Raw genomic sequence first — 21,712 nt, forward strand, 5'->3', positions numbered from 1 at the left:
GTAAATCTTATATTGAATAAAATGAATATCATCTATTAATTATTTTGTAGTTCTAGAATCTAAAATTTAATAAAAGGGAAAAAATGAAAGCTCCTAGGGAACTGAAGGTTAAACCAATCAGAAACGGAACAGTTATAGATCATATAACTGCAAATAAAGCTTTAAATGTCCTTAAAATATTAGGATTACCCAGTAAAGAAGCTGCTGTTACAATTGCAATGAATGTAAAGTCTTCGGAGATGGGTACCAAGGATATTGTAAAGGTAGAAGGAAGAGAACTTGAATCGCGTGAAGTGGATAAAATTGCCTTAATTGCACCCAAAGCCACCATAAACATTGTCCGAGAATATGAAATTATTGAAAAGGGTAAGGTCACACTTTTAAATCATGTTAATGGAATTCTTATATGCCCCAACCCCAACTGCATAACCAACACAAATGAACCAGTTAAAAGCAAATTCAATATAATTGACACAGGACCTCTAATGCTAAGATGCTATTACTGTGAACGTATCATGAACAACCAAGATATAGAAGAACAATTTAAATAAATATTAAAAATTGCAAAAAATTTTTTCAAACTTAAAATTAAAAAAAGGTTGAATAAATGTTAAAGGATGTATTTGAATTAAAGACCCATAATAGAATGGAACTTATAAATATTACAACTGAAGTTAATTTTATTATAGAAAAAAGCAGTATTAAAACGGGTTTAGTAAACATCTACAGTAAACATTCAACTTCTGGAATTGTTGTCAATGAAGATGAACCAGGACTCTTGAAAGATTTCCAAAAAGCCCTTGAAACTTTAGTACCTTCAAATCAGAATTACAAACATGATATCATAGATAACAATGCAGATTCACATATAAGATCATTTCTAATTGGTAACAGTGAAACAATCCCTTTGAACAATGGAAAACTAGATCTTGGAACCTGGCAGAGTATATTTTTTGTTGAACTAGATGGGCCAAGAACAAGAAAGGTTACTGTCACCATCGTTTAAGTTTCTATTTATGATTTTAGATAAAAAAAAAAGTTTAGAAATATTAATTATTTACCTTTAAATTCAACTTCAAAGGCAATAACAGGATATTCAAGATCAAAGTTGGTTATAACTTCTGGGTCAATTTCACCGAAAAATCCCTCAACAGATCCTTTTTTCACATTAATATTCCCATCTACGTCTTCATATTCTCCTATAATAGCTGCACATCGCCCTTTTATAAATGATGGGTGATCTATTGATTCAATCTTCATTTTCAATCCAATATTTGATATAAAAGAATCGGTTATAGATTTTATTTCTGTGAAGTTGGCATTTGAATGTGTAACTAGACAGGCAAGTTTTTTAATGATCCTAGTACCTGTTTCTGAGTTTGTATCAAGGTAAGCCACATCCCCCACTTCAAATATTCTCTGTGGAAGTTCTTCATGTGTGTTGTCTTCTAAAAATTCCATCAAACCATTAATAAGATTTTTTCTTATCATTGTACGATCTTGAGATATTGGCTGTGCAACGATTACATGTTCATCCTCTGGTAACCTCATGTTTGTGTAGTGTTGATCTTCGCTTGTAAGCATCAGACTCATAACTTCATAAAAACCCATACCTATCATTATGTCCCTAACCCTGTTTTCGAAGATTTTACCAGTATCAGGATATGCAATAGTTGCAATTTCAGGAAGTTCGGGTTGGATCTTACGGATACAGTAACCTATTGCAATATTCTCAATTATATCAACTTCGTGTAAAATATCAATTCTATAGGCCGGTATAGTAACAGCTATTTTATCATCTGCTTCTGATTCTGCTCCTAATCTCACACGTTTAAGCATATCAACTACATCTGGTGCTGTAAGTTCAACTCCCAGGATTTTTTGAGCATTTCCAAGGTCTACATACATCTTTTTAGGGGTTAAGTTAGGAGTTTCTACTGTTCTGTCTTTGTAGACAATATCCATTGTTTTTATGTTACCTCCAGATTCAGCAAAGGAACAAGCAATTATATTAAGTGCAAAGTTCACAGCCCTTTCATCAGTACCAGTTACATCAATTAAAACATTTTTAGTATCTTCATTTAATTTTGTAAGTTCTCCATTAATTATTGGGGGCATTGAAAGTATATTATTATCTGAATCTACTATTAAGGGATATTTATCAAATTTATCAAGTAGATGTGCATATTTTTTACCTTTCTTATGATGCTCTACAATATCATTTAGATTCTTTTTTTCAGTTGTTTCGAGTGCTACAAAGGAATATTCCTCGGGTTTAGCTGCTTTATATGTAAATGGTGGTTTAACAACATCCAAATTGTGGATTCCAATTGCAACTTTTTTTCTGTCACGACCTAAAACCCAGTGAAGATCTTCCTGAAAATCCATGAGGCCCTTAAGACTGTTTTCATCAATTGAAATTCCTTCAACAATACAGCAAGATGTATATGGTCTAATATTAATGAGTTCAGGATCTACTATCATCTTGTAGCCTGATTTTGATATGGAATATTCTGGTAGTCCTTCTTCTATTCTAAGAAATCCCTTGACTGTTCGAACAATTCCTTCGACACTGTAATAATCTGGTCTGTTTGGGAAAAACTCTACCTTTATCATTTCATCATCATAATGCTCAATATCGCTCCCAATCATTGGTAACATATCAATTAATTCTTCCTTTGTAATTTCTTGACCTAAAACTTGGTTAAAATATTCGTAGCTGAAGTTTATAACGGGCATGTTATTCAAATCCTAATCTTCAAATCCATAAATTTTTTTTTATAAATCCCAAATAATGTATCTAACTTTTTTTTATTTTTGATAAATCTGTTTTCAATGGTTCGGTTCCTAGTCTAAATATTTTTAGGTTGGAACTCCCGCTGCGAAAACAAGGATAAAGAATATTGATTCTATTGTAAAGTGCAAACATCTGTGGCCCAATGGGTTCAATTCAATTCCAGAATACTCATGATACATATCAACTGTCATATGTATAAGTGCTGCAAGTATACCTATTTCTAACGCTACTAAACCCAGTCCTGCTGCTAGGAAAACCAGAGATAAGACCACAAAGTGGAATAATGCTTCCAATCCTTCATGTACAATCCATAGTCTGATATTTGAAGCAACACTTTCCTTGATAACACCTGCCAGGAGAATGTAGAAATCTGCAAATAGTCCCCACATTATCCTGCTATGTATTTCATCACTAACTGCAAGAAAAACTGCTATGTAGAACCAAAGTATTTCCAATTAAAAAACCATCCTTTTCAATCTTTATTATTTCTCAACTGATATGTAATGATAATATCAACATTTATAAAACTATACTTTATGGATATTGGATCTGATCGACATTTTCCAGGACTTAATAATATCACAAAACTTAAGAAAATCTAGCATTAATGATTATGCTAAAAGTTTAAATCAATATTGTGTGTTCACAAATAAAAACCCTACGGAATTAATTGAATAATCTGAAAATCAAGAAGACCAACAAATCCTGTGAAAATCGTAATGTTATAAGATATATTTTAGATTATATAAACATCTTAAAAATAGAAATCTAATATATAACACATAAAAAAACAATTAGCAGTCCTGAAAACTTTTTATCTATGAGTATTGATATTGAGACTCCAGGTTCAAATTAGTTGAAATGAAATTCATGAGTTAAATCATTATAATAAAAGATAAATTCTTTATTATTTAATTCTTGATCTATAGAAATCCATGAAATCTTTTTCTTGATTTTTTAATACATCTTCATTCATTTCATCTGCTAATTGCAAGTCACTATATACAAGGTTAATGTATATTTCTGTTCAAGATCCCTACGTTCACCTTTTACTGTAAATTCAAATTTATAATCACATTTATAATCACATAAATATTGTTTTTCTGACATTTCTTTTTCATAATCTGTTAATATACCTATCAAATTATCTTCATCTATTTCATCTTCAATAAAAGTCATAAAAAAGCTTCTTGTTAAGTTTTCTTTTGGCAGTTCTACTGTACTTATATGTTTTAACATTTTTTATCTCAATTATTATTTTCATTATTCAAGACTTAAATAACTTTTTCATTTTTATTAAACTGATTTGGAGGTGTTTTTAATTGATGTCGCTGAAACTATTTGGAGTATTGCATTCAAATATGTGGATAGAAAATTTATGATTAATGGGAAAAATATTTAATAAAACATAAAATTAATTGTTATTATCAATCCCAACAAAAGAATTGAAAAATTTTTCATTTAAATATGATTGTTAGAATTTTTATAGATTAAAAAATTATTAGTAATACTTTTTATGTTTTCACTAGAGCTGTACAGGCTGAATGAGGCCAAGTATACTTCAATGTTGGTTAATCAGTGTTAAATAATTTTATTTTAAAAATAATTGATTCTTCATATTATATAAAAAATTTCGAAAATTTAATTTAAAGAAATACCATTTTTAAAACAGTTTTTATTCATTAATTATAAATTTTAGGTTTATTTATTGGTTAATAGCCAAAATACTTATATATTTTCCTTTATAAACTATATATTAACTGTTTAGGAGGGTGAAATGATGAAAGAACAAACGAAAGAAGTTAAATCACAAGTTGCTGGGACCATTTCCACTTTGATGACTGTGGCATTTGGTTTAATTGCTGCATTGGCTTGGAACTCAGCTATTCAGGCAATTGTGAGCCAGTTATTTCCAAAAGGAAATGATATATTAGGGTTGTTAATTTATGCCATTATCATCACTATAATAGCTGTTGTTGCTACCGTAGTTATTGCTAGAGCACTTGGAAAACCACCTGTACAAGAAGTAAGAATAGTGGAATAGCACCAAAAAGAAGGAATTATACTCTTTTTTTATTATTTTTTAGAAAGAATCTTTTAATACCTTAATTCAAAAATCTATTGGAAAAAAATAAATTACCTCAAATCTAAAACATTCCAATTTTCAGTATTAATGTTTATATCATCAAGCTGATCTTTAACCGAATTTTTAGGGCTGTATGGTAATATCTGACCATTTATATAAGGTTTTTTTTGGTTCATTGATCTTATGTTATCTTGTGCTGTTTTTTGCCAGAGTTCAAGCCAACCATTTATTGGTTGATTTAGAGATGTTTTTCCATATCCAAGATGTTCATTCCATAATGAGTTTCTAAAACTTTCAATAGCATTTTTTGAACCTTTATCATCCAAGATCATAACATTTATTTCCATACTTCTTTGAAATTTTGAATCAAAAAATCCTTTAAGTTCATTTACATGGGTTAAAGATGTACCATCCAAGTTTGCTGTGCCCACAGTAGCCCATATATCATCAACTACAGCAGCTTTAGTATGCACATAGATTGGTTGTATTTCATACTGATTCTCTCCCCATCCTGAAGACCATAAACTGAAAAAACCTATCTGTGGATGTTTCAAATTATCTTCGGTATTTTTAATTCCAAGTTTTTTAATTGCCTTATTCTGCCATTTCTTATATCCGGGTAACTCAGGATCTTCATTTATCAAAAATATAACTTGAAGATCATCGTTGAATTTAATTACATTTTTTAATGCTTTCAATATACTGTTGTTGGTAAAATACTGATTTTCAAGATATATAAAATCCGATGCTTGTGCTATTGCCTTTCTATAACCTTCAAATATTCCCAACTCTCCCTTTTTAGTTAATGTGTCTTTTGTTACAGATCTGGCAATTTGAATTTGGTCTTCGCCAGAGCTAATTGGGTGGAAACTTATATTGAGTTTATTTTTTCCATTGTAATCTTTAGATGAGATATAATTCCACATTTCAACAAATAATTCTTCAACATAATATACTGATCCGCCATTCAGTTTCACAGATATGTCATGAACTGGTCTTACAAGTTCAGGTTCCCGCCTTGGATCGTTAATTAAATGCATTGAAGTATCCCAATAATCTGGAATAAATGCAGATCCTATAACAAATGCTTCATTACCATCAACAATCAAGGTTTTTGCATGCATCACATGGAGACCACTGGACTTAAATCCCATGACTTCAACCCCTGTTGATTTGAATTTGTCCTTAATTTTTTTTAATGAATCAGGTAGTGCAAGATTTTCATTTAAAATTATTTTTACATTGACCCCTCTTTCATCTGCATTTTTTAAAACATCAACAAGAACATCCTTTGGAGATAGATCATCATCTGAATTAAATGTAGCAACAAAATCCGGGTCAAATTCAATTTGCGATAGATACACATAGGAACTAGCATTATTGATCGAATTAACAATACATTTTAATTCTTTTTCATTATCAATTAATATTTCAAAATCATTATCAGATGTAAATCTTGACTTATCTGTACCACCTAATGTTATAAACCAGCCATTTGCCCAATTACGATTTATATGGATATCTTCAACTTTTTTTATTGGTTCAGATACAACAGAGAACTTATCTGTTTTATAAAGTTCTGCAACATCTAACATATCTCTAACAACCAGCCAAATATCAGGTTTTTCATCAATAATAGTTTTATAACTGTTTGTTGAATATGTTATCCTGTAAAACCCATCTTTATCTGTTCTGGATTTACCAAGTTCATGATCAGGTATCAGTGAAACAGGTGAAACTTTATCTGCTAATTTTACTAGTTTGTTATTCATTATCGAAGCTTCTGTCTTCCCTTCCGCTACCACAACCAAACCCATCATAGGTTTGCCATTTTCATCTAAAATTCTTCCTCGAACTCCCATGTTGGGTTCTTCATTTGTTGTCATATTATCTTTGGACATCTTAAAGAAATTTAAATGGTTTTTTATAGAAAAAAAATTTAATTTATTCAGATTTATTAAAAATATTTTGATAAATCCCTTGGAACAATTATTAAATCTGGATTATATGGAAATCTATATTCTTTTTTTTTTGGATGGTTCGTACAATCAGTAATATAATGGCACCAATTGCACCTCCAACTGCACCGATTACAATTGCAATGATTAGTTCTTGAGGAGTGTTAATTGGAACATATGTTGATAACTGTGAAGAAAATGATGCAATAGCACCTTTAAACAGGCTTAATATCCAAAGAATTATTGCACCTACAACACCCATTAATGCCCCATTAATCATTCCATCAATTATTCCACTATATGAAATGTAACCAACAACTATTCCTGCAAGGAGAAATCCTAAAAGAAACCCCTGTAATCCCAATACCGAACCAAAACCTAGTATGGAGATAATTACAGTGAATATAATGACCAATATAAATCCTTTAATGATAGCACTTATATTCACCAAATGGATCATCTCCTAAATTAGTAAAAGATCATTTAATCTCTACTTTATGTTTAGCTTCCATTATTTTTGGAAGATCAACTGTTAAAACAGAGTCTTTGAATTTTGCTTTGGCTTTTTTTACATCAATTTTGGCAGGCAATACCATGGACCGTCTTGTTTCACCATAACTTCTCTCTTTTCTGAGATAATTAGCTCCCTCTTCTTCAATTTCTTCATCAAACTTTGCAACAATTTCAATTGTATCTTCAGAAATGTCAACATCTACATTTTCCTTTTTAACACCTGGAAGGTCAGTAATTACCATAATGGAATCGTCAGTTTCCATAATATCAACCAATGGCTTTTGAAAGGACATAGTATACTCTGATAGACTTTTCCCCAATTCTTCTTGTTTTTCTTTTATGGTATTCACTATATCTGTCAACATACTTTCTGTTGGAGTTTCTTTTTCTTCAAACTCTTCCTCTTCACCAGTTCCCATTGCAATAGGTACGTCTTTATCTACCATTTTAATTCACCCTCCGGAATAATTATTTTTTACTAGAAATCTTTCCTTTAACCTTTCCTTCAACTTCTTTAGTCTTTCCCTTAACTTCACCTTCTAATTCTTTAGTTTTTCCATTAATTTCACCTGTTTTTTCACTCATATAATCCATCGATAAATAATCAACATCCTAATTCAACTTATAATATCTGATATACATCCAATATTATAAATTTTTTGTGAATGTTAAAAAAATTAATTAAATCAAAAATAATTATTTTTTTTACTTTGAAGAAGAATTACTATCCAAATTCTGATACCATCCATTAGCTGTACTTCCTGTGAGTTTTGGAATAATAAAGCTTCTGAAAACAGTTTGTAATATGACCTTGAACATATGGCGATGATTCAATAGGTATTTTGGTCTTGAATAGAATTTTAAATATGCTTTGGCCAGTTTATTTTCAACCATCTTACTGTTCAAACCCATTTCATTGTATTTAATAATTGATTTGAGCACTGTGTAATCCTGCCAATCTTCATTGTCAATTAGATCTTTTGATTTTAGCTCATCATAGATGGGTGTTCCTGGAAATGGTGTTAATATTGAGTATTGACAGTAATCTGGGTCAAGTTTTGTTGAGAATTTTATTGTATCCTCCATATCGGTTTCGGTTTCACCAGGATAGCCAAGTATAAATGATGTTAAAACTCCAAGCCCGGCATTTTTCGCATATTTAACAGCATCCTCAGCATTTTGAAGTGTTATACCCTTTTTCATCAAATCTAGGATGCGCTGTGAACCCGATTCAACACCATAATATATGGTTTTCATTCCAGATGTCTTGAGATTTTCAAGCAAACTCTGATCTACCCTGTCAACACGTGAAGATGCAACAAATTCTATATCAATATTTCTGGACTTTATTTCATCGGCAATATCGTTTGCCCTTCTTTTATTAAGCATGAATGTATCGTCCATAAACCCAATATCATTTATTCCATATTTATATACAAATTCCTCAATTTCATCGACAACATTATCTGGACTGCGTGATCTAAACTTTTTACCCATGATAAGAGATGAAGTACAGTAATTACACGAATAAACACAACCTCTGCTAGTTATTATTCCCCCTGTTTGATCTTTGGAAGCACCATAGGATTTAGATGGAACAAGATGTCTGGCAGGGAATGGTAATGAATCAAGATCCTTAATTAAAGGTCTTTCTTGTGTTTCCTTTAAATTACCAGTATCAGGATCCCTATAAACTATTCCCTTAACATCTTCAAAATCAATTTTATCATCATCTGATAATTTGTTGGTTATTCCAACCAATGTTTCCTCACCTTCGCCCTTAACAATTAAATCAAGTGATTCATTTTCTTTCAATGTTTTAGTGGGCAGGAAGGTTGCATGAGGTCCTCCAAGCACGATTAAAGAATTGGGTAAAGCATCTTTGATAAGCTCAGCATATTTAACTGCACTTTTAATGGTAGATGTGGTTGCTGTTAAACCTATTACCTTTGGATTAAAATTTTGTGCCTTCTCTGACACTTTTTCATATCCATTTTGCTGCAGATCATCGTCTATTATTTTAACTTTGTATGATTCTTTCTCAAGTGATGACGCAAGGTACATGAGATTCATGGGAGGGGTTATGAAACCAAGAGCATTTTTAATTGCATTTTCATCGTAAGGATTTATTAACAATACATCGATTTTGTTCATTTTTTTTACCTTTGAAAGTCCATATCAATTTAAAATAGAATTATTTAAGGTGTATTTAGTTGTATTAGTATAATATATATTTCAACTTAAATATAAATTTTGAATTCTTAATAGATATCCCTATCCAAATAATCCCAATATAAACCACCCCTTTGTTCTATAAAACTATGATAAAATTTTTTTAAAACTAAAGCTGTTGAATATGTTAAGTAATAACGTAACTTGTAAAATGTAATATTAAATCAAAATTGTGTTTAAGATCAAAATTTGTTGTAACATGATGTATTTTAAAATGGAACCACTGAAAATCAATTAAATTATCCTATTATTAATATTAACAAATATAAAAATTATTAAACCCATATACTTCAAATCCTTCTCGAATAAACTTTTAACATATTGACTTCAAATAAAACTTGCAGCCCCTTAATAAAAATATTTTACATTTAAAAGCTAATATTTATCTAAATATATACAGTTACAAATTTCAAATTATTTGTTTCAAATCAAATTTAATACATTATTTCCACACGGAGGATTTAAAAAATGAATGATGTGAAAGTATCCATAATAGTACCAGTTTACAATGTAGAAAAATATCTCAGACAATGTGTGGATAGTATCGTAAATCAATCATTAAAGGAAATTGAGATCATTTGTATCAATGATGGTTCAACAGATAACTCACTACAAATTCTCGAAGGATATGCACAAAGGGACAAACGAATTAAAATAATTAACAAAAGAAACGAAGGTTTGTCGGCAGCTAGAAATACTGGCATGGAATATGCAACTGGTGAATACATTGGATTTGTTGATTCTGACGACTTTATAAACGAAAAAATGTATGAAAATCTATATATAAATGCTAAATCCAATAAAAGTGACATAGTAATGTGCCCTGCATATGTATTTGACGATAACAATCCTGAATTAAATCATAAAAAACCTTATTTTAGTTTAGAATGTTTAGATAAAAAATTTGATAATAAAGTATTCGATCATACCAACACTAAGAATCTGATTTTTAAGGTTAATGTAACTTGTTGGAACAAAATTTACAAATCTCAATTTTTAAATGAAATAGGTGCAAAATTTCATAAAATGTATTTTGAAGACAATATTTTTTTTTATGAAACCTATTTAAAAGCCAAGAAAATCTCTCTAATTAGAGATTTTCTATATTATTACCGGATTAATCGGGCAGGTTCATTCATAAAGGAAGGGAATAAAAAATTTTTTGATATTTGTAATATGCATGATTTATTAAAAAAGATACTAATAGAAACGGGTAATCTCGATGAATATTTAGAAAGTTTTTTAAATTTTAAAATCAACGGCTCATTGGGACGTTACAATCAGGTAGATGAAAGATTTAAACCAGAATTTTTTGAGATTATCAAACAAAATTTCATAAAAAATAATTTAAAAAAGTCCGATATTGACAAATTATCACAAAACAACAAGATTAAATATCAAAATATATTGATTTCTGATACCTACAAAGAATATGGACTGAGAGAGCAGATTTACCAACTAAATAGTGCAAATCAGGAATATGAACAAAAATATCAACAACTAGAGTATAATTTGGAAAGGCTAAAAGATAAGAATCAAGGTTATGAAAAAGAGATAAACACTCAAAAACATTTCATTCAAAAGATCACATCTTCAAATAGTTGGAAATTAACAAAACCACTTAGAAAAATCAGAAATTTGATAAATTAGTTGAAAATTTGTAATACATGACATGTGTGTAAAATGGATAATCATTTTGTAATGTAGAGAAGAATTATCCTCAAAATATTGTATATTATTAACATAGTCCTATTTGGTCTCTAATAGAATTTATAAATTGAACTCAAATTCCTCTCTTATGAATACAATGACTTCTTCATGTTCCTGGAACATTTCAGGATTATATTATTCTCCAATTCTTATCTGAGTATTGTGGATATATATTCATTATCCCTCACTCACTCTCATTGTAATTAACTCCCCCAATATCTTGAAGTAAACATATGGAAATTAGAATATATCATCATTTAAATGAGCATTTTTTAAGTTATAAAATGTTTACTTCAAAATAGAGATGAATAATGATAATTTGAACTCAATAACCTCTAACACAAATTATCTAAGGATATTTCATATTTTTAGGAATACTAATTTAAAAAATAAGTCGAAATAGATTGTTAAAAAATATATTATTTATATAAATAGAAAGACTTTTACAGCAGACAAATAATTAAGTTTAAAGAAAGATTACGGTTTAATGTATTGAAACAACTTCAAAATGGACTAGACTAAAACATGATTTATCAAAAAAAGTTATACCTTGGAGTAAATAGATTAAGGTCTATAATATTTTATGAAGTATATTATGATTAAATAAAATCTATATCACACAATAAACTATTAAAATTATTAATAAGTAATATATATACAAAGTAAAGGAATTTTACACTATTTTAGACTTATATTTTAAGAGGAGAATTAGATGAGCAAAGATAACATACCAGCAGACTATGATCACTTGAAAGAAGCAGAATGGCAAATCCGATGGGAAGAAGACCATGTGCATAGATTCATTGGTGATGGTACACGTCCAAGGTACATAATTGACACACCACCACCATATCCAACAGGTTCTATTCACATTGGACATGTTTTAAACTGGACATTTATTGACATTATTGCACGTTTTATGCGTATGAAAGGTTACGATGTTATGTTTCCACAGGGATGGGACTGTCATGGATTACCAACTGAGGTTAAAGTTGAAGAAATAAATAATATCCGAAAAAATGATGTTCCTAGGGATGAATTCAGAAACATGTGCATAGACATTACCCATGACAACATTAAGCAGATGAAAAGCCAAATGCAATCATTAGGTTTTTCACAGGACTGGTCAAGGGAATTTGTAACCATGACCCCGGAATATCGTGCAAAAACCCAGTTATCATTCCTTAAATTATACAATCAGAACTTGATATATAGGGCAGTGCATCCTGTTAACTGGTGTCCTCGTTGTGAAACAGCAATTGCATTTGCTGAAGTAGACTATAATGAGAACACAACATTTTTGAACTACATGGAATTTCCAGAGACAAATGGTGAGGGCAAAGTAATAATTGCAACTACAAGACCTGAATTATTATCTGCATGTGTAGCTGTTGTTGTACATCCAGAAGATGAGCGTTACAAACATCTTGAAGGTAAAAATGTTGTTGTACCTCTCTACAACAGACCTGTTAAAATAATTACAGATACCGATGTTGACCCTGAATTTGGTACCGGTGCTGTTATGATATGTACCTTTGGTGATAAAACCGATGTTTCATGGGTAAATAGATATGGATTGGATATAATCGAAGCTATAGATGAAAGAGGTTTGATGAAAGAGGTTTCAGGGAAATATGTAGGACTTACAATACCCGAATGCAAATCATCTATTGTTGAAGATCTGAAAGATGAAGGATGTCTTGTTAAACAGGAACCAACATACCAAAATGTTGGTCTTTGCTGGAGATGTAAAACACCAATAGAGATACTGGTAAAAAAACAGTGGTTTGTAGCTGTTAAGGAACTTGAAAACCAGATACTTGAAACCGCAGAAGAAATAGACTGGATTCCAGAACACATGAAGATCAGACTTCTAAACTGGACAGGTTCAATGGACTGGGATTGGTGTATATCCAGGCAGAGATTGTTTGCTACACCCATACCAGTATGGTACTGTAATGAATGTGGAAAAGTCTATCTACCAGAACCTGAAGAACTTCCCGTTGATCCCTCTGTTGAAAACCCCCCTAACAAATGCGAATGCGGGTGCAATAACTTTACAGGAGAATTCGATGTATTAGATACATGGATGGACAGTTCAATCACACCTATGGTAATTGCTGGATGGCCGTCACCCGACTTTAAAAAATACTACCCTGCAGATCTAAGACCTCAGGGCCATGATATAATAAGAACATGGGCATTTTACACCATATTAAGATGCAAAGCACTTACAGATGAAAAACCATTCGAAAGGATCGTTGTTAATGGAATGGTCTTTGGAGAAGACGGACATAAAATGAGTAAATCTAGGGGTAATGTCATTGCGCCCGAGGCCGTGGTTAATGAATATGGTGCAGATGCAATGCGTTTATGGTCAGCAAACAGCGTCCCCGGATCAGATGTTCCATTCGACTGGAAAGATGTTAAAAATGGATATAAATTCCTTAGAAAATTCTGGAACGCCTTCAGATTCATAAATATGCATATCGCAGATTATAACATGGAAGAATCAAACAGGGACTATTTAAACCCCATGGATAGATGGATTTTATCCAGACTCAACTATCTTGTAGTAGATGTAACTGAAAACCTTGAGACCTACAACTTTGCAGATGCAAGGAACAAAATACAGGCATTTGTATGGCATGATTTCTGCGATGAATATATTGAAGCGGTTAAATACCGGCTTTACGCAGATTCAGAGGATCTTCAAGCTTCTAAAGAGGCAGCTAAATACGCACTGAAAACAGTCATATTAACATCACTTAAACTCTTATCACCAATAACTCCCCATTTCACAGACGAAGTAAACCAATACCTTGATGAAGATAATGAAAGTATACACAAGAAAAATTGGCCACTAGCTGATAAAAGTCTTATGGACAGTAAAGCCGAAAAACTCGGTGAGATTGGTGTTAATATAATTGGAGATATTAGAAGATTTAAATCAGCAACTAAAAGACCATTAAACACTCCCATAAAATCTGCAACAATCTACACAACAGAATCAGAATTGTACAACGATTTGAAAGACCTTGAATCTGATATAATTGGTACAATGAGGATCAAAGAACTTAAAATTCAAATGGGAAAACCAGATATTCAAGAGAGGGTTGTTGAACTAACACCTGTAATGTCAAAGATTGGTCCTGAATTTAAAAAGGATGCACCTTCAATTGTGAAGTACCTTGAATCTAATGATCCCCATGAAATAGCGGAAACCATTGAAAGAGATGGAAAAATAGTAATCAACGGTCTCACACTAACCAAAGAATATGTTACAAGTCGTAAGGAAATTGTTGGAAGTTCTGGGGAGAAGGTTGAAATATTACACTCTGAAGAGTTGGATGTTGTATTGGAGATAGTGATCTAATGGAACTTAAGGTTCAAGCAGCCAGCAGAATGGACGGTATTGTTAAGGCTCCACCATCAAAGAGTTACACGCATAGAGGATTTATAATGGCGTTCCTTGCAGAGGGCACATCAAAAATAAATGATCCACTGTACTCTGACGATACAATGGCCTCATTAAATTCCTGCAAAGCTCTTGGATCCAAGGTTGAAAAACATAGCTCTTACTGTGAAATCACAGGTATTAATGGAAAACCTTCTACACCCGATAATGTACTTGACCTTAAAAATTCAGGCACAACTCTACGTATTTTAACAAGTATTGCGACATTGACAGATGGTTACACTGTTTTAACAGGTGATAAATCACTTAGAACCCGTCCAATGCAGGACATACTCAGTGCACTTAAACCCCTTGGTGTTACAGCATTTTCAACCAAAAACAATGGAAAACCTCCTATAATAATAAAAGGCGGATTTAAAGGTGGTGAAACTTCAATAAATGGAAATGTAAGTTCACAGTTTATATCTTCAATCCTCATGGCATCCCCTTATGCAGAAACACCAGTTCATCTCAATGTTAAAGATAAGTTCATATCAAGACCCTACGTTGAAATGACAGTTGAATTAATGGAAAAATTCAATGTAAAAGTTGAATATGAAAGGGAAAAAAAATCATTCCACATAGACCCTCAAATATACAGATCAAATGACTACACTGTAGAGGGTGATTATTCATCAGCATCATACCTTATTGCTGCTGCTGCAAGTCTTAATTCAGAAGTCACCATCCAAAATTTAATGAAAAATAGTAAACAGGGAGATAAACTCATACTGGACATTGTGAAGGATATGGGTTCTGAGGTTAATGTTAAAAATAATGAAGTTAAAATATATGGACAGGGAAGACTCAACGGAGTTGAAGTAAATCTTAAAAATGCCCCTGACCTATTACCAACAGTTGCAGCTCTTGGTGCAATGGCCAAAGGAACTACATATATAACAGGAGTGGAACATGCACGTTTCAAGGAAACAGACAGAATACATACCTGTGCAATTGAACTTGCAAAACTGGGCGTATCAGTCACAGAAAAAGATGATGGACTCATAATAAGGGGAGGAGTTCATGGGGGAGTTGTTAAATCCCATATGGATCATCGACTTGCCATGGCATTTTATATTATTGGATTGAAGGTGGGCAACGTCGTTATAGAAGATGCATCTGTTTACAATGTTTCCTTCCCAGATTTCCCTGAGATCATTGAAAAATTAATTGCAGGAACTGGAAAATGAAGAGAAAAAAAGAGCTTAAAATTGTTATACTTGGATCATACAATTCTGGTAAAACAACCACCCTTGAAACTATATGTGAAAAAAAGGCGAAAATAGAATATAAAGGAACAACCATTGCCCTTGATTATGGAAACACCATAATAGACGGTGAAAAAGTACATATATTCGGATCTCCAGGACAGGAAAGGTTTGAATTTATGAGGGAAATATTATCACAGGGTCTTGACGGTGCAATTGTGGTAATAGATAGTTCAAAGGGCCTAACAAATGTTGATGAGGCAATAATCAACAAACTCAACCTACAGGATGTCCCATATGTTTTATTTGCGAATAAACAGGATATCAGTAAGAATATTATAGAACATCATACAATCAAACCAGACACTCCAATAATCCCCACAGTTGCTACAAGTGGACATGGGGTTAGTGAAGGACTTTTAACTCTTATAAAAATGATTAAAACATAATTTGATAATTTTAATTATTTAAAAAATATACTAAAATTATATTATTTCAAATTCAATGGAGTTGTTTAGTATACCTAGTAGGATCCAGATTATAATTGAAAGATTAGAGGAATTGTACACTCTCAGAATATTTGAAGACAGTGACCCCTTCCGTGTGCTTATAAGAACCATATTATCACAGCGTACAAGGGATGAAAATACAGATGCAGCATCTGCTCTATTATTTACGAAATTTTCAACTCCTGAAGCCATTGCATATGCTCCTGTTGATGAATTAGAAATTTTAATAAAAAAATCTGGATTTTATCGTGTTAAAGCCCGGCGAATTAAAGAAGTTTCACGCATAATACACGAAGAATACGACAATGTAGTACCAGATGATCTTAAAGAACTTTTAAGTCTTCCAGGTGTTGGTAGGAAAACAGCAAACTGTGTACTTGTCTACGGATTTCATGAAGATGCAATTCCTGTAGATGTCCATGTTCACAGAATATCCAACCGTATTGGACTTGTTAACACTAAAACACCGGATGAAACAGAAGCAGAATTAAGGAAAGTTATTCCAAAGAAATACTGGCTACCATTAAATGATCTCTTTGTTCAGTTTGGACAGAGCATCTGCAGACCAATAGGACCAAAACATGAAATTTGCCCAATAACCGAGCTTTGTGATTACTACAATAAAATGGATAATCCTAAAAAAAATTAGAAAAAGAGTAAAATTACTCTTGGAGAACAATTATGAATATATATGCATTTATATCCCTTTTTTCTTCCATAGTAGTCTTCTTTTTGGGCAATTACATTTACTACAAAAATCCTAACAATAGATTAAACCAATTGATAGCTATTCTATGTTTTTTAGTTGCTTATCTTTCATTTGTTGAGTATGGTTTACGAAATGCAGATAACATTACAAATGCTTACTTCTGGTCAAAAGCAACCTTCATCTGGCCAATGTTGACACCGTTACTCTTGACAATAGTTCTAATCGTTACCAAAAGGAATAAAATTCTTAAAAATAAATTATTCATTATTTTACTATTTCTTCCGTCAACGGTAATATCATTAATAGGGTTACTTACCAACCAGTTAAATAATGGATTAATAAATGTTTACTGGGGTTGGACAACAATCCTCAACTTAAATTCCCCTATTTTATTTTTAACAGTTCTATGGATAATCATACTCGGACTTACATCAATTATTCTGAGTTATATGTACTATAGAAAGAGTAGTGGTTCTGAAAAAATCCAGATAACCTATATTTTAACAGGCTTTACTGTAGTCTTGATTTTGAGTTTAATAACAGAATTAATTCTTCCACTCAACTCAATAGAATTCCCTGAATTAACCTACTTCTCATCAGCTTTTGGGTTATTATTCATATCTTATGGTGTAGCCAATTACAGGTTACCCTCCCTTACACTAGAAATAGCTGCAAATGAAATTGTAAGAAATATCACTAATTTTCTGGTTATTACAGATTGCAATAAAAAGATAAAATATGTAAATCCTTTGGGTTTGAAATTATTGGGATATATTAAAAGCGAAATATATGGGAAATCAGTTGACTTGATCTTCCCAGAACACAATAAAATTCGTTCCAAGGATTTGCAACAAAATGGTTACACAAAACATTTTGAAACAACATTAAATCTAAAAACTAATGATTCTATTCCCATCCTATTATCTGCATCTTCAATTTCTAAAAAAACCTCTCCTATTGGAATTTTGTATATGGGTACAGACATACGGAAAAGAAAGGCTATTGAACAGCAAAAAAGATCGATTACCAAACAAACAATAGCACGTCAGAGTGTACTACTTGAACTTTACAAGGAAGATATATCTGAACTTGAAAACACCTTAAAACACCTCACTGAAACAGTGTCCAAAACATTAAATGTTGACCGTGTAAGTGTATGGTTCTTTAATAAAGAAAAAACGGTATTAACATGTGCTGATATCTACATTCTAGATACAGATGTTCATGAAAGTGGACTTAAACTCATTGCACATGATTATCCAAAATATATTAATGCACTTAAACATTCCCATAATCTCACAGCCGAAGATGTGCTTACACACCCTGACACAGCTGAATTTAAGGATAGTTATTTAAAACATAATGGAATTATTTCTATGATGGATGTTCCAATATGGCTTCAAGGGGAAATGGTTGGTGTTCTATGCCATGAACAAACCAAAAATATGCGAAAATATACCTTTGAAGAACAAGACTTCGCAGCTTCAATTTCATATATAATTTCACTTTCATTAGAAGCATCAGAGAGGGATAAAGCCCAAAAACAGATTATCGATTCTCTTGAGGAGAAAAATGTGCTACTCAGAGAGATACATCACCGTGTGAAGAATAATATGCAGATTATTTCAAGCCTTCTAAGTCTGCAGTCAAGCACAATAGAAAATCCTGAAATGAGAGAAGTTTTCCATGAAAGTCAAAATAGGGTAAAATCAATGTCAATGATACATGAACAACTGTATCAGACAGATAACCTTTCAAAAATTGATTTTAAAATCTATATAAACGGATTGATAAAAAGCCTGTTCCAGATATATTCTTCAAGTTTGAAGCAAATTAAATGGGATGTGGATGTTAAGGGGGTAAAGTTAAACCTAGAAACATCAATACCATGCGGATTAATAATTAATGAACTTATAAGCAACTCCTTAAAACATGCATTCAACGAACGCGACAGTGGGAAAATAACAGTTAAAATGAACCGTTATAATGATTTAATCACATTAATAGTGGCAGATAATGGAATTGGAATTCCAAAGAATTTTCAGATAGAAAATACTTCAACTCTAGGTTTGAAACTTGTAACAACTCTAGTTAAACAGCTTGATGGTGAGATGATTGTAAATAAGGAAAATGAAACATCATTTACAATTACATTTAAAGAAATCACTTATATGAAACGTGAATAATATTAAAAATATCATATTAAATAGAAAAATTCCTTTTTTTTGAATATACTCCCATTATAAAAGTAATATCAATAAATAACAATTGAATTGGTGTTTAAATATAAAAAATAATATGTATTTTCTTTAATTGAAGGGTTTTAAGAAAGATTTAGGAAAAATAGAAACTCTATTCTCCCAAGTCTGCTACTTCCCTTGCAAATGATTCTAAAACTTTTTTGGAGAGTCCTTCTACAAATTTCAGTGACCCTGCACATTCATGGCCTCCACCATCAATTCCGGCTTCAGGTATTTCATTAGCGAGTTTCCACACTATTTCATTCAGATTAAATCCAAACCTTTCATTAACTGCATCTGTTGCCCTTATAACACTGAAGTCTGGCCCATATGCAAGTGTAATTATTGGTGTTTCCTCACCATATTTCTGAACAATATTATCATGTACAAATCCACAGGTTTTTCCGGGTGCAGGGAATGTGAATTTATGTGCATACTTCTCAACATCCAGTACATTGAAAATAACCCCATTAGGAAGTTTTTTTGTTTTTAAATTTGGAAGTGCTGCCCTGAGCTGTGTTTGTACACGTTTCATAGATTCATTATAAAGAGCTGTAATTAGTTTTCCATGCTTTTCCTTGTTTCCAAGTCCTAATATGGTGTCAATTATACCTCTTCCATTCATAAATCTGAGATAGAATGCTTCGAAATCAACGCATGATGCAACTTTATCTAGTTCATCCCTTGTATAACCCTTTTCAGCTGCAATTTCAATGTATTTATTAGCTTCATCAGAAGCTGCATGGTCTCCAACAGCAGCAATTCCGGGCAAATGCATGAGCCTTTCAGTTACCTCAGGATTTATCATGTTTGCAACCTCAACTGCAAGTGCTCCGGCTGTGATCTGTGAATCTCCACCAACAAGGTATGGATTTACATGCACATCAACGTATTCATCCACAGCAACTGTACCATCAACTACTTCACCAGGGAAATGATGGTCTACAACAACTACTTCGATATCATATATTTTAACCTTCATTAAAGCGAGCATATCCTCTTCAGTTGATCCATTATCCAGTAACACTATTAATGGGAGTTTCTGGCCGTGTCTTTCAACATCTTCAAGAGCAAATGAAAGATCTTTCACTACATCTTCAATCTCATAAAATGGGGCTTTACTTGGTGCTCTTTTAAAGTAATGCCATTCAGCATCACTATTATTATTTGCCTCTTTTAAAAGTGGAACAACAGCCTTTTCTATTGCTACTCCTGCACATATTCCGTCAGCATCTGCATGGTGCCTTACAAGTATGGATCTTCCATCTAGTATTGCTCTTCTTATTGCTTTGGCAGCGTTGTGCATCATTGGTCGTAGTTTGTTTAGGGTTTCACTTTCTATTAAGAATTCTGTTTCTTCGGGCTCTGCTCTTTTATCTATTGATTCATCAATAAGTTTCCTTATTTCGAGTGAATCTTTTCCTGTGAGCCTGTCAATTGATTCTGATTCTATCTGTATTTTACCTCCATGGAGGTTGACTTCACCCAGTACTTCGGCTATGTTTCCAGTGTTAACACCTGGATAAACCCTGACACCGGGTTCATCAAATGCAGCAGCCCAAGTTGTGCCGGTTTCATCTGCAATTGTGAATATAGTTGGCCCTGATGTCTGCTGGACTTGTACTACTTCACCAACAATCCTGACAGTTCTACCCATGGATTTGTTGTTGATATCACCTATTTTGGTACGTGAAATATTCTTTCTGAGTTTAATAATTTCATAGGAACCTTTTATTGTGGATGGTGAAAGATCAACCTCTCCTCTGGCTCTTTTAATTTCCATTACTTTTACAAAGAGTTCGTCTCCAACAGAATAATTGGGTGATCTTAATCTTAGAAGTCCAAAAACCTTTTTTGAAAGACTTACAAATACTCCATAGTTTTCTACTCTTGTTATTTTACCCTTGTATTCGCTTCCTATTTCCAGGTCGTCCATATCACAGGCAGGGTGGAGTATGTAGACAATGTCCTTAGGTTTACAGTCATTGCAGTAATCTCCATTGTCTAGGGGTTTTCCACATTTTCTGCAGACATTTAATTCTCCTTTTCCGCCACATGCAGGGCATTTTTCTGTTACTTCTATTTCGCCCTTACCATTACATGTTCCACATGGAACTTCCTGTTCCTCATCTAATTCAAATCTTTTGACTGCGTTAGCTGATACTCCTTTTATGTGATTTTTGAGATCCACTTCACTTTTTACACCTGTTCCATGGCATTTTTCACATACCTTGTAACTTGTGACATTGTGACCTATACCTTTACATTCTAAACATTTCTTTATCATTCTTTA

The 21,712-nt window shown here is 32.2% G+C and carries 18 protein-coding genes; 9 read left to right on the forward strand and 9 right to left on the reverse strand.

The features are described 5' to 3' along the window. Positions 1 to 83: 83 nt before the first annotated feature. Together pyrI and DL91_RS07285 are read left to right on the forward strand one after the other, a co-directional pair. Positions 84 to 551 carry an aspartate carbamoyltransferase regulatory subunit gene (gene pyrI, locus DL91_RS07280; protein ID WP_048190888.1) on the forward strand — a complete coding sequence of 156 codons (468 nt, stop codon included), beginning with the start codon at positions 84 to 86 and terminating at the stop codon, positions 549 to 551. Positions 552 to 607: 56 nt separating this feature from the next. Continuing rightward, positions 608 to 1,006, forward strand: coding sequence for a secondary thiamine-phosphate synthase enzyme YjbQ (locus tag DL91_RS07285; RefSeq protein WP_048190889.1), 399 nt, complete (start codon positions 608 to 610; stop codon positions 1,004 to 1,006). A 47-nt stretch (positions 1,007 to 1,053) separates the two neighbouring features. Here DL91_RS07285 and pheT read toward each other — a convergent pair whose 3' ends face one another. From pheT to DL91_RS07300, 3 genes are all read right to left on the reverse strand, one after another. Further along, positions 1,054 to 2,739: a phenylalanine--tRNA ligase subunit beta gene (pheT, locus tag DL91_RS07290; protein ID WP_048190890.1), complete on the reverse strand. Its 1,686-nt coding sequence runs from the start codon at positions 2,737 to 2,739 to the stop codon at positions 1,054 to 1,056. Between the two features lie 123 nt (positions 2,740 to 2,862). Continuing rightward, positions 2,863 to 3,252, reverse strand: coding sequence for a hypothetical protein (locus DL91_RS07295; protein ID WP_048190891.1), 390 nt, complete (start codon positions 3,250 to 3,252; stop codon positions 2,863 to 2,865). Positions 3,253 to 3,781: 529 nt separating this feature from the next. Then, entirely contained in the window at positions 3,782 to 4,036 is a 255-nt protein-coding gene (locus DL91_RS07300) for a hypothetical protein (protein WP_048190892.1), read from the reverse strand. Positions 4,037 to 4,577: 541 nt separating this feature from the next. Between DL91_RS07300 and DL91_RS07305 the strand changes: the two genes are divergently transcribed. Next, positions 4,578 to 4,841: a DUF5654 family protein gene (locus DL91_RS07305; protein ID WP_048190893.1), complete on the forward strand. Its 264-nt coding sequence runs from the start codon at positions 4,578 to 4,580 to the stop codon at positions 4,839 to 4,841. A 92-nt stretch (positions 4,842 to 4,933) separates the two neighbouring features. Here DL91_RS07305 and DL91_RS07310 read toward each other — a convergent pair whose 3' ends face one another. The 5 genes from DL91_RS07310 to DL91_RS07325 all read right to left on the reverse strand — a co-directional run bounded on the left by DL91_RS07310 (position 4,934) and on the right by DL91_RS07325 (position 9,508). Then, positions 4,934 to 6,769 carry a phosphatidylserine/phosphatidylglycerophosphate/cardiolipin synthase family protein gene (locus tag DL91_RS07310; RefSeq protein WP_048190894.1) on the reverse strand — a complete coding sequence of 612 codons (1,836 nt, stop codon included), beginning with the start codon at positions 6,767 to 6,769 and terminating at the stop codon, positions 4,934 to 4,936. 106 nt (positions 6,770 to 6,875) lie between these two features. Continuing rightward, a complete protein-coding gene (locus DL91_RS07315; protein WP_231551496.1) occupies positions 6,876 to 7,289 on the reverse strand; it encodes a DUF5518 domain-containing protein in 414 nt (137 codons plus the stop codon). 31 nt (positions 7,290 to 7,320) lie between these two features. Beyond that, positions 7,321 to 7,800, reverse strand: coding sequence for an Hsp20/alpha crystallin family protein (locus DL91_RS07320; protein WP_052374280.1), 480 nt, complete (start codon positions 7,798 to 7,800; stop codon positions 7,321 to 7,323). Between the two features lie 22 nt (positions 7,801 to 7,822). Next, positions 7,823 to 7,939 carry an LEA domain-containing protein gene (locus DL91_RS13615; RefSeq protein WP_156096045.1) on the reverse strand — a complete coding sequence of 39 codons (117 nt, stop codon included), beginning with the start codon at positions 7,937 to 7,939 and terminating at the stop codon, positions 7,823 to 7,825. Positions 7,940 to 8,059: 120 nt separating this feature from the next. Then, a complete protein-coding gene (locus tag DL91_RS07325) occupies positions 8,060 to 9,508 on the reverse strand; it encodes a B12-binding domain-containing radical SAM protein (protein ID WP_231551428.1) in 1,449 nt (482 codons plus the stop codon). 546 nt (positions 9,509 to 10,054) lie between these two features. Between DL91_RS07325 and DL91_RS07330 the strand changes: the two genes are divergently transcribed. The 6 genes from DL91_RS07330 to DL91_RS12905 all read left to right on the forward strand — a co-directional run bounded on the left by DL91_RS07330 (position 10,055) and on the right by DL91_RS12905 (position 19,365). Next, positions 10,055 to 11,236, forward strand: coding sequence for a glycosyltransferase (locus DL91_RS07330; protein WP_048190896.1), 1,182 nt, complete (start codon positions 10,055 to 10,057; stop codon positions 11,234 to 11,236). 772 nt (positions 11,237 to 12,008) lie between these two features. Continuing rightward, positions 12,009 to 14,672 carry a valine--tRNA ligase gene (locus DL91_RS07335; RefSeq protein ID WP_048190897.1) on the forward strand — a complete coding sequence of 888 codons (2,664 nt, stop codon included), beginning with the start codon at positions 12,009 to 12,011 and terminating at the stop codon, positions 14,670 to 14,672. Next, positions 14,672 to 15,943 (forward strand): 3-phosphoshikimate 1-carboxyvinyltransferase, encoded by a 1,272-nt coding sequence (aroA, locus tag DL91_RS07340; protein WP_048190898.1) that lies wholly within the window; start codon positions 14,672 to 14,674, stop codon positions 15,941 to 15,943. Before DL91_RS07335 ends, aroA begins: the two co-directional genes overlap by 1 nt. Then, complete coding sequence (locus DL91_RS07345; protein WP_048190899.1) at positions 15,940 to 16,410, forward strand: ATP/GTP-binding protein; 471 nt, start codon at positions 15,940 to 15,942, stop codon at positions 16,408 to 16,410. Before aroA ends, DL91_RS07345 begins: the two co-directional genes overlap by 4 nt. 55 nt (positions 16,411 to 16,465) lie before the next feature. Continuing rightward, complete coding sequence (gene nth / locus DL91_RS07350) at positions 16,466 to 17,119, forward strand: endonuclease III (protein ID WP_048190900.1); 654 nt, start codon at positions 16,466 to 16,468, stop codon at positions 17,117 to 17,119. 32 nt (positions 17,120 to 17,151) lie between these two features. Next, on the forward strand, positions 17,152 to 19,365 hold the full coding sequence (locus DL91_RS12905; RefSeq protein WP_052374283.1) for a histidine kinase dimerization/phosphoacceptor domain -containing protein: 2,214 nt from the start codon (positions 17,152 to 17,154) through the stop codon (positions 19,363 to 19,365). A 166-nt stretch (positions 19,366 to 19,531) separates the two neighbouring features. On the opposite strand, the gene DL91_RS07360 is transcribed toward DL91_RS12905, so the two are convergent. Further along, positions 19,532 to 21,706, reverse strand: a complete 2,175-nt coding sequence (locus DL91_RS07360) for a DHH family phosphoesterase (protein WP_048190901.1) — start codon at positions 21,704 to 21,706, stop codon at positions 19,532 to 19,534. Between the last annotated feature and the right edge of the window lie 6 nt (positions 21,707 to 21,712).

Source organism: Methanobacterium sp. SMA-27 (genome assembly GCF_000744455.1).
In the GTDB taxonomy this organism is placed as follows: Archaea; Methanobacteriota; Methanobacteria; order Methanobacteriales; family Methanobacteriaceae; genus Methanobacterium_B.